This window comes from Clostridium aromativorans, assembly GCF_020908015.1.
Taxonomy (GTDB): Bacteria; Bacillota; Clostridia; order Clostridiales; family Clostridiaceae; genus Clostridium_B; species Clostridium_B aromativorans.
Map to the genome: position 1 here is coordinate 28918 of NZ_JAJJPB010000011.1, position 16538 is coordinate 45455.

At 34.4% G+C, this 16538-nt stretch carries 13 protein-coding genes; 12 read left to right on the forward strand and 1 reads right to left on the reverse strand.

What is annotated here, in order from left to right; translation table 11 throughout:
• Positions 1 to 216: 216 nt before the first annotated feature.
• From LN736_RS09860 to LN736_RS09875, 4 genes are all read left to right on the forward strand, one after another.
• Positions 217 to 1488 carry an L-cysteine desulfidase family protein gene (locus tag LN736_RS09860; protein ID WP_179977603.1) on the forward strand — a complete coding sequence of 424 codons (1272 nt, stop codon included), beginning with the start codon at positions 217 to 219 and terminating at the stop codon, positions 1486 to 1488.
• Between the two features lie 87 nt (positions 1489 to 1575).
• Entirely contained in the window at positions 1576 to 1971 is a 396-nt protein-coding gene (locus LN736_RS09865) for a hypothetical protein (RefSeq protein ID WP_179977602.1), read from the forward strand.
• A gap of 155 nt (positions 1972 to 2126) precedes the next feature.
• Positions 2127 to 2978 carry a DegV family protein gene (locus LN736_RS09870; protein WP_150358264.1) on the forward strand — a complete coding sequence of 284 codons (852 nt, stop codon included), beginning with the start codon at positions 2127 to 2129 and terminating at the stop codon, positions 2976 to 2978.
• Positions 2979 to 2983: 5 nt separating this feature from the next.
• On the forward strand, positions 2984 to 3445 hold the full coding sequence (locus LN736_RS09875; RefSeq protein ID WP_150358265.1) for a PadR family transcriptional regulator: 462 nt from the start codon (positions 2984 to 2986) through the stop codon (positions 3443 to 3445).
• Positions 3446 to 3486: 41 nt separating this feature from the next.
• Here the strand turns inward: LN736_RS09875 and LN736_RS09880 are convergent, their stop codons facing one another.
• On the reverse strand, positions 3487 to 4200 hold the full coding sequence (locus LN736_RS09880) for a TerC family protein (protein WP_150358266.1): 714 nt from the start codon (positions 4198 to 4200) through the stop codon (positions 3487 to 3489).
• Between the two features lie 317 nt (positions 4201 to 4517).
• Here LN736_RS09880 and LN736_RS09885 point away from each other — a divergent pair, with 317 nt between their 5' ends.
• The 8 genes from LN736_RS09885 to LN736_RS09920 all read left to right on the forward strand — a co-directional run bounded on the left by LN736_RS09885 (position 4518) and on the right by LN736_RS09920 (position 16536).
• Positions 4518 to 5639: a YibE/F family protein gene (locus LN736_RS09885; RefSeq protein WP_179977601.1), complete on the forward strand. Its 1122-nt coding sequence runs from the start codon at positions 4518 to 4520 to the stop codon at positions 5637 to 5639.
• Positions 5640 to 5707: 68 nt separating this feature from the next.
• The gene (locus LN736_RS09890; RefSeq protein WP_150358267.1) at positions 5708 to 6043 is read left to right on the forward strand and encodes a hypothetical protein; all 336 of its coding nucleotides are present in this window, start codon (positions 5708 to 5710) and stop codon (positions 6041 to 6043) included.
• A gap of 88 nt (positions 6044 to 6131) precedes the next feature.
• Positions 6132 to 9710 (forward strand): BREX-1 system adenine-specific DNA-methyltransferase PglX, encoded by a 3579-nt coding sequence (pglX, locus tag LN736_RS09895; RefSeq protein ID WP_229981484.1) that lies wholly within the window; start codon positions 6132 to 6134, stop codon positions 9708 to 9710.
• A 4-nt stretch (positions 9711 to 9714) separates the two neighbouring features.
• Entirely contained in the window at positions 9715 to 11142 is a 1428-nt protein-coding gene (locus LN736_RS09900; RefSeq protein ID WP_268253832.1) for an aspartate ammonia-lyase, read from the forward strand.
• 18 nt (positions 11143 to 11160) lie between these two features.
• The gene (hydF, locus tag LN736_RS09905; protein ID WP_150358270.1) at positions 11161 to 12399 is read left to right on the forward strand and encodes a [FeFe] hydrogenase H-cluster maturation GTPase HydF; all 1239 of its coding nucleotides are present in this window, start codon (positions 11161 to 11163) and stop codon (positions 12397 to 12399) included.
• A 380-nt stretch (positions 12400 to 12779) separates the two neighbouring features.
• Complete coding sequence (locus LN736_RS09910) at positions 12780 to 14408, forward strand: ABC transporter substrate-binding protein (protein WP_179977598.1); 1629 nt, start codon at positions 12780 to 12782, stop codon at positions 14406 to 14408.
• 112 nt (positions 14409 to 14520) lie between these two features.
• Entirely contained in the window at positions 14521 to 15516 is a 996-nt protein-coding gene (locus LN736_RS09915; RefSeq protein WP_150357066.1) for an ABC transporter ATP-binding protein, read from the forward strand.
• Between the two features lie 3 nt (positions 15517 to 15519).
• A complete protein-coding gene (locus LN736_RS09920; protein ID WP_229981486.1) occupies positions 15520 to 16536 on the forward strand; it encodes an ABC transporter ATP-binding protein in 1017 nt (338 codons plus the stop codon).
• Positions 16537 to 16538 lie beyond the last annotated feature (2 nt).

The window sequence follows — 16538 nt, forward strand, 5'->3', positions numbered from 1 at the left end:
TAGGAGATAGAGGATGCATATGACGAATATACATCCTCTATATTTTTATCATTATTGAGAATTAATGTGTATAATATGGGTTAAAGTACTGGCATGAAAAGTGCTAATAATATTTAATAAGAGATTTTCTATATAGGATTTACAGCTTATGGGCTATGATATACATTCATCTGTATAAAGTATATAAATATTTAATTGTAGAGGAGGTTATTATCTGTGAAAGATTATGAATTGTTAGTAAATATATTGAGAGATCAAGTAGTGCCGGCTTTAGGCTGTACGGAACCGACAGCAGTAGCTTATGCTGTTGCCAAAGCCAAGGAAGTTTTAGGGGAGGATATAACTGGACTGGAGATATATGTGGATAGAAATATATTTAAAAATGGTAAAGAGGTGGGAATACCTGGTACGGATAAAAAAGGTATTTTGACAGCAGCAGCTCTATCTATGGTCATAGGTAAATCGGAATATAAATTACAGGTATTAAAGGATGTTTCAGATGAAAGCTTAAAAAGTGCACTTGATATAATAGATAGGAATATGATTAAATTAAACCTGAAAAAGGATGTAAAAGGTCTATATATAGAAGTAATTGCAAGAAAAGGCAGAAATTCTTCCAGAGTTATCATAAGAAATAGTCACTTAAATATAGTGATGATTGAGAAAAATGGAACTCAAATTTTTTCAAAAGATAGCGGAAATAACATTGCTGATAAGCCATCTTTGAGAGATAAGATCAGAGAATTTACCATAGAAGATTTTAAAGATTTTGTGGATAATGTCTCTTATGAAAAAATAAAATTTATTGAAGATGGGATAAATATGAATGAGGAAATAGGGAAAACAGGTCTAAAATTGGATCTTGGAATAGGTATCGGGCATTTATTCAATAACAGCTCTAATGCAGAGCAGTATGCTAAGGCCATTACATCTGCTGCTTCGGAAGCAAGGATGTCGGGCTATCCTCTCCCGGTAATGAGCAGTGCAGGAAGTGGAAATCATGGATTGGTGGCTATACTTCCTATAGCTATAATTGGAGAAAAAATGGGAGTTAAAAGGGAAAAGATAGTTAGAAGCGTTGCCTTAAGTCACCTTGTAACTATTTATATAAAAAGCTATACGGGAGCACTTTCGCCAGTTTGCGGATGTGGGGTAGCAGCTGGTGTAGGAGCTAGTGCAGGACTTTCTTATTTAATGGGTGGGAATCTAGCCAAAATAAAGGGAGCCATTAAAAATATGATTGCAGGAATAAGCGGAATGATATGTGATGGTGCAAAGATTGGATGTTCCTATAAATTGGCCATATCAGTAAATGCAGCTTTAGATGCAGCTAAGATGGCAAATAGAAATATCTTTATACCGTCTCAAGATGGCATACTGGATGAATCAGCGGAAAAAACCATACGAAATTTAGGAAGGATATCTGTTGAAGGAATGGCAAATACAGATGGAGTGATTTTAGATGTAATGATGAAAGAATGTAAATAGTGTAAAATTATTCTCCAATTAGATATTTTATGGTAATATTAAATTAAGGAATAGGGAAAGGTTTTATAAAAAGGAGATGTAAACGTTATGAATACAAACAATAATTGTCCAGAGAAGATCACGTATGGGTGGGATAATTTTTCTAAGATCCTAACTTTTATTGGATGCATTTTCTGTTTACTTACTGCCTATGAAGCTTTTTTAGGATTGCTTATGATATCGTATGCTTTTTGGAGAAGCCGATCTAAAAATGTCATGAAAAGAACTAGGGAAGAAAGGTCACTGCTGAAGTTTTTAAATGATGCGTTTCGTGTTATCTATAATATTAGGCATGGTAGAATATCTCTAAAAAATTTGAGGTTGAAGAATAGAAAAAGATATAAAAAATGTCCTAGATGCGGCAATCTTATCTTGTTGAAAACTACAACTAAAAATAATGTGCTATCATGTCCTAAATGCTCTTTAAAATTTAAGGCAAAATAAAGTTAGTGCAGCAGTCTGTTTATAGGCTGCTGTTTTTTATCCAGTTAATTATCAATAGTGATATATATCACTATTGATAATTGAGCAAAAGGTGATATAATTATTATGTTGTAAAAATTTAATTAAAATTTTATAAAAAGTGGAGGGAATAAAGTTTGGAAAAAATTGCATTGATAACGGATAGTACAAGTGATATGCCTAAGGATGTGGCGGATAAATATAATATAAAAATACTTCATTATAGGATAATATATAAAGACAGGGAATTTGTTGATGGGATAAATGTAGATTCAAAGTATATTTATGATAATTTAGATAGGGAAATACCTACATCTTCATTGCCTTCTATGAATGAAATGGAGAACTTATTCAACAATTTACAAGATGAAGGATATACTCATGCCATAGTTGTAACTCTTTCTGGTGGTTTGACTGGTATTTTTAATGGGGTAAAGCTGGTCAGTGAGAATTATCCTAATATTAAGACGTACATATATGATTCCAAGTCCATCTCTGCAGGAGAGGCCATGCTAGTAGAAGAATGTGCAAAACTTATAAAAAAAGGAATGACTTTCGATGAAATAGTAAATAGTTTGCCTTCTTTAAGAAAAAGACTGCATTTGTATTTTGTAGTTGGTACTTTAGAATATTTAAAAAAAGGCGGGAGAATAGGCAAGGTAGCAGGTACTATTGCAGAACTTTTAAATATAAAGCCTATTGTAGCCATTGATGTAAATGATGGAAAATATTTTACTTATGACAAAGTGAGGGGAAGAAAAAAATCTTTAAATAGAATTGTTGAAATTGCAAATAACATTCTTAAAACCAAAAAATGCAGGATGAGTATACTACATGGATGTGCTCTGGAAGATTCTAAAAAAGTATTTGATGAAATTAAAAAAAATCCAAATGTAGTTTCTGCCACTTTTGGAGGAAATATAAGCCCTGTGGCAGGAGTGCACAGCGGACCTGGCCTAGTGGGTTTAGTATTATTTGAGGAAGAATAAATTTTATGGATAAATTTGATTTGGAAAAGAGTACAAAAGAAGAAGAAAAGCGTCTATATAGAGAATACAAGCAAAAGTTAGCTGAGCTCAAGAAGGTGAAGAAAGAGAGGGAAGCTGTAGGACAGGTATTTACAAAAGGTCTTTTACAAATATATGTTCTTTATATTTTAAGCTTGGAAGCTACTAATGGAAATGATATATCCCGAAAAATAGGAGAGAGAACTGGCGGCAGGTGGATACCTAGTACGGGGGGAATTTACCCATTGTTAAAAAAACTGGAGAAAAGTAAATTAATTGAAGGAAAGTGGGATGATTCTAAAAACAAAATGCAAAAAATATATACTTTAACGGATTTGGGTGTCAGTGAATTGAAGAGTAAGAAGAAACTTTTAAAAAATAAAATAGAAGAATCATTAGAAGTGTTTAATATAGTCTATAAAGATCTGTATGGTACTTCAGAGGAATAAAAATTTCCCCTGAAGCCTATTTTTGATTCTAGTTTACTAATTTATTTGATAGAATGCTGTTCTTTAAACTCTTTTAAAGAAAGGGAAACTGGCCTGCTAGTTCTATAAACTCCATAGAGCAGTACAATTAAAGCAAAACCGAAAGATATTACATTTGTTATTATGGGAGAAGTGTAATTATGTAAAAGTCTGTCCTCTAATAGCATTTTAAAAGCTGTATGGGCAAGTATAGCACCTCCCAAGTATATTATCATAGGGTGTTTATTCATAAGTTTTGCTACGTATTGACTTCCAAAGAATATAATGGGGATATTCAACAGTAATCCGAAAATTATAAGAAATATATGACCTTGGGCCGCACCGGCAATCGCCAGCACATTATCCAAACTCATAGTAGCATCAGCTATAACTATATTAGAAATTGCAGTAAAGTATTTACCCGTTGGATTTATATGCTTCTTTTTCGCTTTTTTTGATTCGGGTTTTATAAAATTCCAGGTTATTTTTATAAGTAAAATTCCACCGATTAATTTTATGGGAAGCCATTCTATTAAGAGTATATAGGTAATAAGACATGCAAACAGTATTCTCAGGAAAACTGCAGCAAACACTCCAATCATTGAAGCGGATTTTGCATGTTTTTTTGGCAAATCTCTTGTTGCCAGAGCGATTACTCCTATATTATCACCACTTAAGACTATGTCGAGTAAAGTTATCTGTAAAGCTCCTGATAAAAAGGCAGCTAAATTTTCCATTCTAAAGTACTCCTTTTAACAGTATATTTTGATATTTAAGTTAATTTATATTTATTATTTCTACAGAGTAATATATTCTCTAAATGTGCTAAATATTACCTTAAGGTTATCACTCACATTATTGTAACATATACACTGTATAATGTAAAGTATATTATATAATATGGTTTTAATGTCTATATAATTTAGATTATAATATATGAATGTTGGAGCATTTTATTATGTGAAGTTCCGTAAATAAATTCAGATTAGTTAGAGACTTCATGAGAAGAAGGTGAATTAAAATATTAAGAGCAAAAAATACTTCAGTTATTTTAATGATTTTTATATTGCTATTTTCGAGTATATTTTCTGTAAAAGCCGTATCTGATGAATATAACAAACCCATCCATGGCATGGTTGTTAAAATAGAATCACAGGGAGACAAAAATTCTCAAAGGTTTTCCAATGTGGATGTAAAAATAATTTCGGGAAAGCTCAAGGGCAAAACGGTTACCGTGCAAAACTTTGTAGGAGGGAAGATAAAAGATGAGAACAGCAGCACTCAAAGTTTTGTGAAAGTTGGAGACGAGGTTTTGATAAATGTTGACAAATATGATAAAAGCGGTAATGTGAAGAGTGCATATATATATGAAATAGTCAGGTATAAATACCTCTATAAATTGGGAATATTTTTTATTCTGCTTTTGATAATTATTGGGGGCAAAAAAGGACTCAAATCAGTTATAACTTTGGCTATAACCGGAGTTATGGTGTTGAAGGTTTTAATACCTCTTGTAATACAGGGGTTTGATCCGGTAGTTGTTTCTTCAATTATATGCATGTTTGCGATTGTGGTAAATCTTGTTATAATAGGCGGGAAAAATGAAAAGACACTGGCAGCTATTATAGGCACTTCAGGAGGCGTGCTGATTGCAGGAATTATAACGATGTTTTCGAATTCTATAATAAGGGTAAATGGACTTACAGATGATCAAATGCAATCTATTATCTATACTGCGCAAAATTCTAATTTTGATTTTCAAGGCCTTTTGTTTGCAGGAATAATTATGGGGGCTCTGGGTGCGGTTATGGATGTGAGTATATCAATAGCTTCTTCGGTAAAGGAAATTGAAGATGCTAAACCGGATATAACAGTGAGGGAATTGATAAAATCTGGTATGAATGTAGGTAAGGATATAATGGGAACTATGGCTAATACTTTAATACTCGCCTATGTGGGAGGAGCTATGTACATAATGATTATGGTTTCTTCCTATTCCTACAGCACTTCTATTACTACTGCCATTGATCAGGACGTGATTGCTTCGGAAATATTAAAAGCTTTAGCTGGAAGTATTGGACTGATTTTGGCAATACCCATTACAACAGTTGCAGCTGCACTGCTTGTTAAAAGACATAGAGAAAAAATGCAGGGAATATCTGAAGAGGGAAAGTGAAAGTAACATTTTCTCATCTGAATAAATATAATACAGTGAAACAAATTGAAAAGAAAGGATGAAGTACAATGGAGATCACTGTAAATTTTTACATTGTTTCAGATGAAGATTCCGGAGAATCGGAAAAATTCCACAGCCAGATAAAATCAGAGAATCCTATATATTTAACTCTTCAGGAAGGTGACATTATAGTATCTGAAAAGGATAATTTAGAGTATGCTGTAGTTAAGACCGTAAAAAATCTTTATAAAAAGGAATTAGACGTATATATAACTGGTATAAAAAGTAAAGAAGAGATAATGGATGAAATAGAAAATCTGGCTAATAAAACTGTAAAATCTGTATTGGAGTCCATTAAAGATACATTGGGTTTTGATGAAAAAAAGGATTTTAGTGAGGATTAAGGTTAAAGGCACTGTTGAATTCATTTACTTTTTATGATTTCAATGGTGTTTTTTGATCATAGAAAAATTAAATTTAGGAGTATGAAATATGAATAAAAGCGCACTTAAAAACTTGGCTTGTGAAGGCAGAACTGAACTAATTGAAAAAGTACATATTAGGGCCCTGCAATGTGGCATACACGGAGATGATGCTGAAAGATTTAACCCTGAGGCTATGAATGGAATTACCCTCAGCAATGAGGAAGAATTACAGAGGGAAAAAATAATTGAGAAAATTGAGATCCTGAATAATAGAGGTGAAAATGGATATAAAAAGGTAATTGAGAGAATTGCCTATATCTGGTTTAATAGATTTGTAGCATTGAGGTTTATGGAAGTGAATGATTATCTGCCTACAGGAGTAAGAGCATTGTCTTCTTCTTTACCGGGATCTGTAGAGCCAGATTTAATGAAATACGCTTTTAAAGTGAAGCTCCCTGTAGATACTGAGAAAATATACAAGATGAAATTAAATGGTGATATGGAGGGCCTGTTTAAATATATGATAATAATTCAGTGTAATAGTTTAAGCAACTCTCTTCCATTTGTGTTTGAAAGGCTGGAAAGCAGCTGTGAATTATTGTTTCCAGAGGGAATTTTAATAAATGGAGATTTTATAAGGAAATTGACAGATACTTCCCTTATACCAGAAAAGGATTGGAAAGATGTAACTGTTATAGGGTGGCTCTATGAATACTACATATCCGAGGAAAAAAATAAGCTGATGAAGGCAAAGAAAAAGTATACTAAAGGGGAAATACCATATGTGACACAGCTCTTTACTCCAGATTGGATAGTCAAATACATGGTTGAAAATTCCCTGGGAAGGTATTGGGTAGAAGCCCATCCGGAGCATGGCGATCTAAAAAGAAATTGGGAATTTTATATTGAAGATCTACGGCCTGGAGCTTATGAAAAATTACGGCCTCATATTGATAGAAAATTAAGTATTGAAAATGTTAAATGTTTTGATCCGGCTTGCGGATCGGGACATATACTTATATACATGTTTGATGTATTGTATCAGATATATGAAAGATGTGGTTATGATCGAGGGAAAATACCAGAATTGATTATAGAGAATAATCTTTATGGAATGGACATAGATGACAAGGCATATAGGCTGGCGTGTTTTGCTGTTGTCATGCAGGGAATGAAATATAACAAAAAACTTCTCAAAAATATAGAGAGAAAATCAAGAGACGGGCAGTTTAAAAGCATTGATTTAAATATAGTGTCTATACAAGAGAGCAATGACCTTAATGAAGATGATATAGTTTATATAGCAGGAAGTAAATTTGGTGAAAATTATGTAAAGACGAAGGCATTTATAGAAACATTTAAAGATGCTAAAATATACGGATCATTAATACAACTGAGAGGATTTAAAAAGGATTTTTTTATAAATAGATTGAAATATATGATAAATAATTCAGATTACAATTTAATTCAACATAAAAGAAGGGAAAAAATCATTAAATTATTGTCTGAATTTGTAAAGCAGGCTGAGATAATGTCAGAAACTTATGATATTTTAGTGACAAATCCACCTTATATGGGGAACAGGTATTTTAATCCACTGCTAGGAAAATATATTGCTAAAAATTATCCAGCGGCAAAGACGGATATGTTTTCTGCTTTTATGCTGTATAGTTTTTCAAAAGTTAAATGTAATGGACATCTGAGTTTTATGGTACCTTTTGTGTGGATGTTTATACAGTCCTATGAAGAGTTGAGAAAGATTGTAATTCATACCAGAAATATAAGCAGTTTGATTCAGCTCGAATACTCTGGATTTGAAGAGGCTACAGTGCCTATTTGCACATTTACCTTGAGAAATTACAGTGTGGATATACCGGGAAATTATATAAGATTGTCAGATTTTAAGGGGGCAAAAAGGCAGCCGGAAAAAACCAGAGAGGCAATAGCCAATTCCTGTGTGGATTACAGATTTACTGTGGAACAGAAAAAGATGAAAAAGATTCCAGGAAATAGATTTGGATACTGGCTTACAGATAGGGAGATTGAAATATTGAATAGATCGAAAGTTGTAGCTGATGTTGCGTATCCTTGCACGGGCATGCAGACAGGTAGCAATGATAAATACATAAGACAGTGGTTTGAGGTAGACTATAATCACATAAACTTTTCTGGAGTGAATAGGAATGATAAGTATTGGATTCCATATCAAATGGGCGGCGAGGCAAAAAAATGGTATGGAAATATATCTGAGATAATTTATTGGAAGGACAACGGGCAGAAAGTAAGAGAGGAAAAAGGTTCCATCATACGAAACGAAAAATTTTTTTTCCACAAAGGCATAAGCTGGAAGAGAATAACCTCTGGAAAAAATACCATAAGAATACTGAATGAGGGTTTTATTTTTGACCAGTCTGCTGATTCAATATTTGTGAAAAATGAATTGGACTATGATTATATGTTGAGTTTTTTTAACACCAAGATAATGGCAAATATCTTTGAGTTTATTGCCCCTACGTTAAATCTCACTGCAGGCACTGTTAAGCAGATACCGATATATATGGAACATAATCCATCCATAAGAAAAAAAATTGATCTGCTCTGCAGGGAATGTATATCCATATCCAAAAATAACTGGGATTCTTTTGAAACCTCCTGGAATTTCAAAAAACATCCTCTGCTGATCTACAAGGGGAATTCAAATACCATAGAGAAAGCCTATTACAATTGGGAGAATTTTTCTGAAAAACAATTTTATAGAATGAAGTGTATTGAAGAGGAATTAAATAAAATATTTATAAAAATTTATGGTTTTGAAAATGAAATGACTGCAGAAATTGGGGAAAAAGATATTACAATAGAGAGAGCCAATAGGGAAAGGGGAATAAAGTCCTTTATATCCTATGCAGTAGGATGTATGTTTGGAAGGTATTCTCTGGATATGGAGGGAATTGTGTATGCAGGAGGCAGTTTCAATTCACGGTTTACAATTAACAATTCACAATCTGGAGATAGAATATGGCGGATCAGAAAGGTGGATAAAGATGATGAGGGCCATGTTATATCTGGTTTGTGGACAGATGCTTCCTTTGCTCCGGAGGAGGACAATGTAATTCCAGTATTGTATGAGGATTATTTCAGAAATGACATAGTATCCAGGTTTGTAGAATTTGTGGGAATAGCTTTTGGAAAAAAGAATTTATCTCAGAATATTGCTTTTATAGCACAGACTCTTAAAAAAAAGAGAAATGAAAGCGACAGGGAAACTTTGAGAAGGTATTTTATGAATGATTTTTTTAAAGATCACCTTCAGAGGTATAAAAAAAAGCCCATATACTGGCTGCTTACTTCCGGTGAATACAAAGTCTTTAACTGTTTGATCTATGTACATAGATTTGATAAGAATATATTATCCAAAATTAGAACTGATTATATACGTAAACTTCAAAGCAAATTGTATGAAAAAAAGAATGCCCTGTGTCTTGAAAAAGGAAACACAGCTCAAAAACTTTCAATTCTCCATAATCAGCTGGATGAATTGAGAGAATATGATAAAAAACTGCATCATATGGAAAACATGCAAGTAGAAATTCATCTTGACAGTGGAATTAGAGCCAACTATGAAAAATTCAAGTTGATTTTGAAATGAAATTATGAATTACAAAATAAAAGGGGGTAAGAATGTGAAAGACAGACTTGAGAGAGATTTGCTGGGAGAGAAAAAAATTCAGAGTTCAGCTTATTTTGGCATCAATACTCAAAGAGCCATGGAAAATTTTAATCTGGGCGGCAAAATAGTGAATTTGAATCTGATTAGAGAAATTGCACTAATAAAAAAGGCAGCTGCAATAGTAAACAGGGATTTAAAAGAGATGAGCTCTGATAAGGCTGATGCCATAATTAGAGCCAGCGAAGAGGTTATAGAGGGCAGATTTGATGATCAATTTAATCTGAGTGCGTTTCAGGGGGGAGCAGGTACTTCTACAAATATGAATGTAAATGAGGTTGTAGCCAATAGAGCTATAGAAATACTTGGCGGTAAAAAGGGCCAGTACACTCTGGTACATCCACTAAATGACGTGAACATGTCACAATCAACCAATGATGTGTATCCTACGGCTCTTAGAATTGCAGCTATACGACAGATAAGAAAATTGAGCAATTGCCTGACGGATTTACAGGAAGAACTGCAGGTAAAGGAAAATGAATTTTCTGATATGATAAAATTGGGGAGAACTCAGCTTATGGATGCACTTCCAATGATGGCAGGCCAGGGGTTTGGTGCCTATGCCAAAGCAATAGCAAGGGACAGATGGAGAATTTACAAGGTGGAAGAAAGACTGAGAGAAGTGAACATAGGAGGTACTGCCATAGGCACAGGTCTAAACGCCCGAAATAAATTCATATATGAAATAACGGATGTACTTCAGAATTTAACAGGGCTTGGACTTGCCAGATCCGATTATCCCATGGATATAACCCAGAATTGTGATGTATTCGTAGAGGTGTCGGGGCTTTTGAAAGCTCTGGCTGTAAATCTGATGAAGATTTCCAATGATCTGAGATTGCTGAATTCAGGACCCAGAGGGGGAATTGGAGAGGTAGTACTTCCCGAGGTACAGGCAGGATCTACTATTATGCCGGGCAAAGTAAATCCAGTCATAGCGGAAATGGTGGGTCAGGTCAGTATGAGAGTCATATCAAATGATACTGCCATCACCTTAGCCAGCGGTTCGGGACAGCTGGAGCTGAATGCTTTTACACCGCTTATTGCGGAGTGTCTGCTTGAATCTCTTGAATTGCTGGAAAGATCGGTTACCATATTTAAGGAAAAGTGCATTGAAAATATTAAAATAAATGAAAAAAAATGCAGAAATAACCTGGAATCATCTACGGCGTTGGTAACAGCTCTTGTGCACTATATAGGCTATGACAGGGCTGCACAACTGGCAAAAAAGGCATTGAGAGAAAACAAGACAATAAAAAAAGTGCTTTTGGAAGAAGAAGTGCTGACAGAGGAAAAAATAGATGAGATAATGAATCCATATCAGCTTACAAAACCAGGGATACCTGGCATATAAATATTTGGAGGTGTAATTATGAGCTTAAATGAAACCCCCCGATCTGTGAGAGTACATATAGCCCTGTTTGGAAAAAGAAATGCAGGGAAATCAAGTATTATAAATGCAATAACCGGGCAGGATATAGCTATAGTATCGGATGTAGGGGGAACTACTACAGATCCAGTTTATAAATCCATGGAGATTTTACCTATAGGACCCTGTGTGATAATAGATACGGCAGGACTTGATGATGAAGGCAAATTGGGGCATTTGAGAAAGAAGAAGACCGTGGAGGTACTGAATAAAACTGACATCTCTCTGGTGGTGATAGATTCTGTTCTTGGAATTACCGATTATGACAGATATATAATAAATGAAATAAAAGATAAGGACATACCGCTTATAGTGGTACTGAACAAAATAGATATCCTAAAGAAGGATAATAATTATATCAAAAATGTAAAAGAGGAATTTAATGCTCCGGTAATATCGGTGTCTGCTGTATCAGGTGAAGGAATTAAGAAGCTGAGAAATGAAATAGCAGGTATATTGCCCCAGGATGAAGATAGATTTAAAATAGTAGGAGATCTGATAAGCCCCGGAGATTTTGTGGTGCTCGTCATTCCAATTGACAAGGCGGCACCTAAGGGAAGGCTCATACTTCCACAGCAGCAGACCATAAGGGATATCTTGGAAAGCGATGCCATGGCGGTGGTGACAAAGGAATATGAGCTCAGAGAGACTTTGGAGAATTTGGGCAAAAAACCTAAAGTGGTGATTACGGATTCCCAGGTATTTTTAAAAGTTTCAGCAGATACTCCCAAAGATATTTTAATGACATCTTTTTCCATATTGTTTGCCAGATATAAGGGAGATCTGGTGGAACTTATAAAGGGAGTAAAAGCTGTAAAAAAATTAAAAGATGGTGACAAGGTATTGATTGCAGAGGGATGTACCCATCATAGACAGTCCGATGATATAGGAAAAGTGAAGATACCCAGGTGGATAAGGCAGATCACGGGGAAGAAGATAGATTTTGAGTTTTCTTCAGGCGTTTCTTTTACAGATGATATAAAAAAATATGCACTCGTAGTTCACTGCGGCGGGTGTATGTTGAATAGATCTGCTATGATTTACAGGATAAATACTGCAAAACAATTCAATGTACCTATAGTCAACTACGGCATTTTGATTGCATATGTTCAGGGAATATTGGACAGGGCTTTAAAACCATTTCCGCTGGCTAAAATGGCATGGGACAGCACCGAGGATTAATTATTTTAAATCAAATGTAGAAATTATTAAAAAATTATATATATATATTCTTAATTATTATTGAATAGGTAAAGCATGATTAATATCACATTAGTGAATTAATTATGCTTTTTTAAATGGGAAAAAGAAAATTTAAATTTAAAAATTTTTTAAAAGCACATGATAATTTGCAATTATGAATAAATGCCGTAATTTATATTCATTAAACGTATACATGATTGATAATATTTAAAAAAATAGAATGATTATATAAGAAAATAATAAAAAATATAACATAAAAATATTAAAATATTATTGAATTGAATAATAAATGGTGATATTTTTATAAAAACATTCATTTGAATTTGTTTTTTTAGTATAATTTTGGGAGGATGACTAGAATGAAAAGAAATAAGGGAATTAAAAGTAAAATATTAATTTCGCTGGTATGTATTCTTGCACTTATTTTACCTGCCTGTGGAAGTTCAGGTGGAAGTTCCGGAAGTTCTGGAGGAGAGAAAAAGATCATTAATATAGGAATGATGAATGCACCAAGTGGTTTCAATCCTTTGGAGTGGACAGACGTAGCCCAGGAAGTAAGCTGTGGACTATTATTTCAAGCTCTAGTAGAATTGGATGACGATATGAAATATAAGCCTATGCTGGCCGATTCCATTACAACTAAGGACAATAAGACATTTACAATTAAACTCAATTCAAAGGCGAAATGGAGTGACGGGAAGCCTGTAACAGTAGATGATGAATTGTATACTATTGGTCTTATATCCAACCCTAAAGTTCCATCCACTGTGGCATCAAATTTTAACATAGTTGAAGGTTTGGATGAAAAAGGGAAAAATGCTGCAGGGGGTACAGATATATCTGGTGTGAAAAAAGTTGACGACCACACCATGACAATCACTACAAAGCAGCCTATGGAATTGACACTGTTTGAAGATACAATTGGAACTAAGCTTAAGGCTCTTCCTAAACACGTACTTCAGAGTACTGCACCGGAAAAGATCTATCAGAGTTCTTTCATTCAAAAGCCAACAGTAAGCGATGGACCATTTACACTTGAAAAATATGTAAAAGATCAGTATGTACAGTTTACAGCCAATAAAGGCTATTTTAAAGGCACACCTAAACTTGATGGGTTGATTTTCAAAATAATGCCTGGAGCTAATATAACTGCTCAGCTGCAGAGCGGAGAAATTGACATGAATGACCCTAACTTAGGACAGATACCTTTTGAAGATTACAGCAAGGTAAAAGGTATGAGCAATTTGACCACTGATTCAAAGGGAGTTCAAAGTACTATTCAGACTTTGATGATAAATACAAAGACTATAACCGATCCAAAGGTTAGGAAAGCTATTTCCTATGCTATAGACAGAAATATGATAATAAACAGTTTATTAAAGGGTCAGGGACAAATAATCGAGCTGCCATATTTGAAGGAAAGTAAATTTGTAAATAAAGATTTAAAGCCTACTTCTCATGATACTGAAAAAGCTAAAGCACTTTTGAAGGAAGCAGGATGGGATCCAAATAAGGCAATAAACTTTGATATACCTACAGGAAACAAAGTTCGTGAACAGGTAGCAGATATTATAACTCAGAACCTGCAGAGTGTGGGAATAAAAGTTAATCCTCAAAAGTATGATTTTGTTACAAGCCTTGCTACAGCTAAAAAACATAATTTTGATATATATCTGGTAGGTATACCTGTTTATCCTATGAATCCTGATGTATCGTCTATATTAAAAACTGGACAGGGACTTAATTTGTCACAGTACAGCAATCCGGAAATGGACAGCCTGCTTTCAAACGGCTTACATCAGACTGATCCAGCTCAGGTAAAAGCAACTTATGATAAAGTACAGGAAATATTTGCGCAGGATTTACCTTGTCCATCAGTATATGTTCAGAACCAGCTGAAAGCTGTAAATAAGAGAGTAACTTATGGAAAACCTAAGAACTACGGTATGTTCATTGATGTATATAAATGGGATGTACAGAGTAAATAGTAAAAATAATTGATCTATGCAAAAGATTATACGTTTATTAAAGACTATAATCTTTTGCAATATAAAATACAGTAGAATTTATTATAAAATTATAGAAAGGATGGTAAATATTATGAGTTGTTTGCTTTCGGTAAAACACCTCCAGACGGCATTTAAGTCCAATAAAAAAGAAGTTGTATCTGTAGAAGATGTGAGTTTTGATATAAATCGAGGGGAAACAGTGGGAATAGTTGGAGAATCAGGATGTGGTAAGAGTGTAACTTCTCTATCTATAATGAGACTTTTAGGCAAAAGAGGGTATATAAAAAATGGTGAGATAGAGTTTGACAATATAGATCTCGTAAATTTGGAAGATAAAGAGATGAGAGACATCAGGGGAAATAAAATATCCATGATATTTCAGGAACCAATGACATCTTTAAATCCTATTTTTACCATAGGAGATCAGATAACGGAAGCTATAAAGCTGCATCAGAACATGAACCATAAAGAAGCAGAGGAATGTGCAGTGAAGATGCTGAAACTGGTAGGTATACCAAGGGCAAACAAAATAATAAATGATTATCCTCACACACTGTCTGGAGGAATGAGACAGAGAGTGATGATTGCAATGGCGCTTTGCTGCAAACCTGAACTCTTGATTGCAGATGAACCCACTACTGCACTGGATGTTACCATTCAGGCTCAGATTTTAGATTTGATTAAAAAGCTCAGAAAAGAAATGAAAATGTCGGTTATGCTTATTACCCATGATTTGGGAGTTGTAGCAGAAATGGCAGATAAGGTTATTGTAATGTATGCTGGACAGGTAGTTGAAGAAGCGGATGTTTTCACTCTGTTTGACAATCCAAAACACCCTTATACAAGGGCACTTATAAAGTCAATTCCTCAAATTGATGCAAAATCCGATGAACGTCTGGAATCTATAAAAGGGATGGTTCCATCTACTTATCAGGGGATAGTTGGATGCAGGTTTCATAATCGCTGTCCTTATGCATCTCAACGATGCAAGATGGAGACGCCAGCTTTAAGTTCTAATAGAGAGGGTCATAAAGTACGATGCTTTTTAGCTGAAAATGTGGAGGAAGTAGATAAGGAGGCAATATAGCTTATGATTAAAGACATAGAGAAACAGGCAGCACCAGTGCCTTTGCTTTCCATTAAAAAATTGAAGACCTATTACCCTATAAAAAGGGGCATTTTATCCAAGACAGTTGGATATATAAAGGCAGTAGATGGTGTGGATTTGGAAATATATCAAGGGGAGACTTTGGGACTTGTGGGAGAATCAGGATGCGGAAAATCTTCGATGGGACGTACAATTGTAAGACTTGAAAATCCCACTGAAGGAAGTATAGTTTTTAATAATGAAGATATTGCAGGGTATTCCAATAAACGCATGAGCAGTATTCGCACCGATTTACAAATGATATTTCAAGATCCATATTCTTCGCTGAACCCTAAAAAACGTGTCTATGATATACTGGCGGAACCTCTTAAAGTTCATAAAATTGTTTCTGAAGACAAAATATCTGAGGAAATTGACAAGCTCTTGGATGAGGTAGAGCTTCCCAAAAATTTTAAAAACAGATATCCAAATCAATTTTCTGGGGGCCAGAGACAGCGTGTGGGTATTGCAAGGGCTCTTGCACTGAGACCCAAGCTCATCGTCTGTGATGAACCTGTATCTGCACTTGATGTGTCTACTCAGGCACAAGTGTTAAATCTTTTAAAAGACTTGCAGAAGAGATTAAATCTCACCTATCTTTTTATAGCTCATGGATTAGGGGCAGTAAAATATATAAGTGATAGAATTGCAGTTATGTATTTGGGAAAAATTGTAGAACTTGCAAGCACGGATGAAATTTTTAAAAATCCCAGACATCCTTATACTAAGGCACTTTTAAGTGCCTATCCAGTACCTAATCCACATATGAGAAACAAAGAGAGAGTCATATTGGAAGGGGATGTACCTAGTCCAGCTAATCCACCACAGGGATGTAGATTTCATACCAGGTGTAAATTTGCCAAGAAAAATTTATGCGATAAGGACATACCGGAGTTAAAACAAGTAGAAGGGGCAGATGGGAAACATCTGTCGGCTTGCTTTTTTCAAGATAGTTTTTAGCT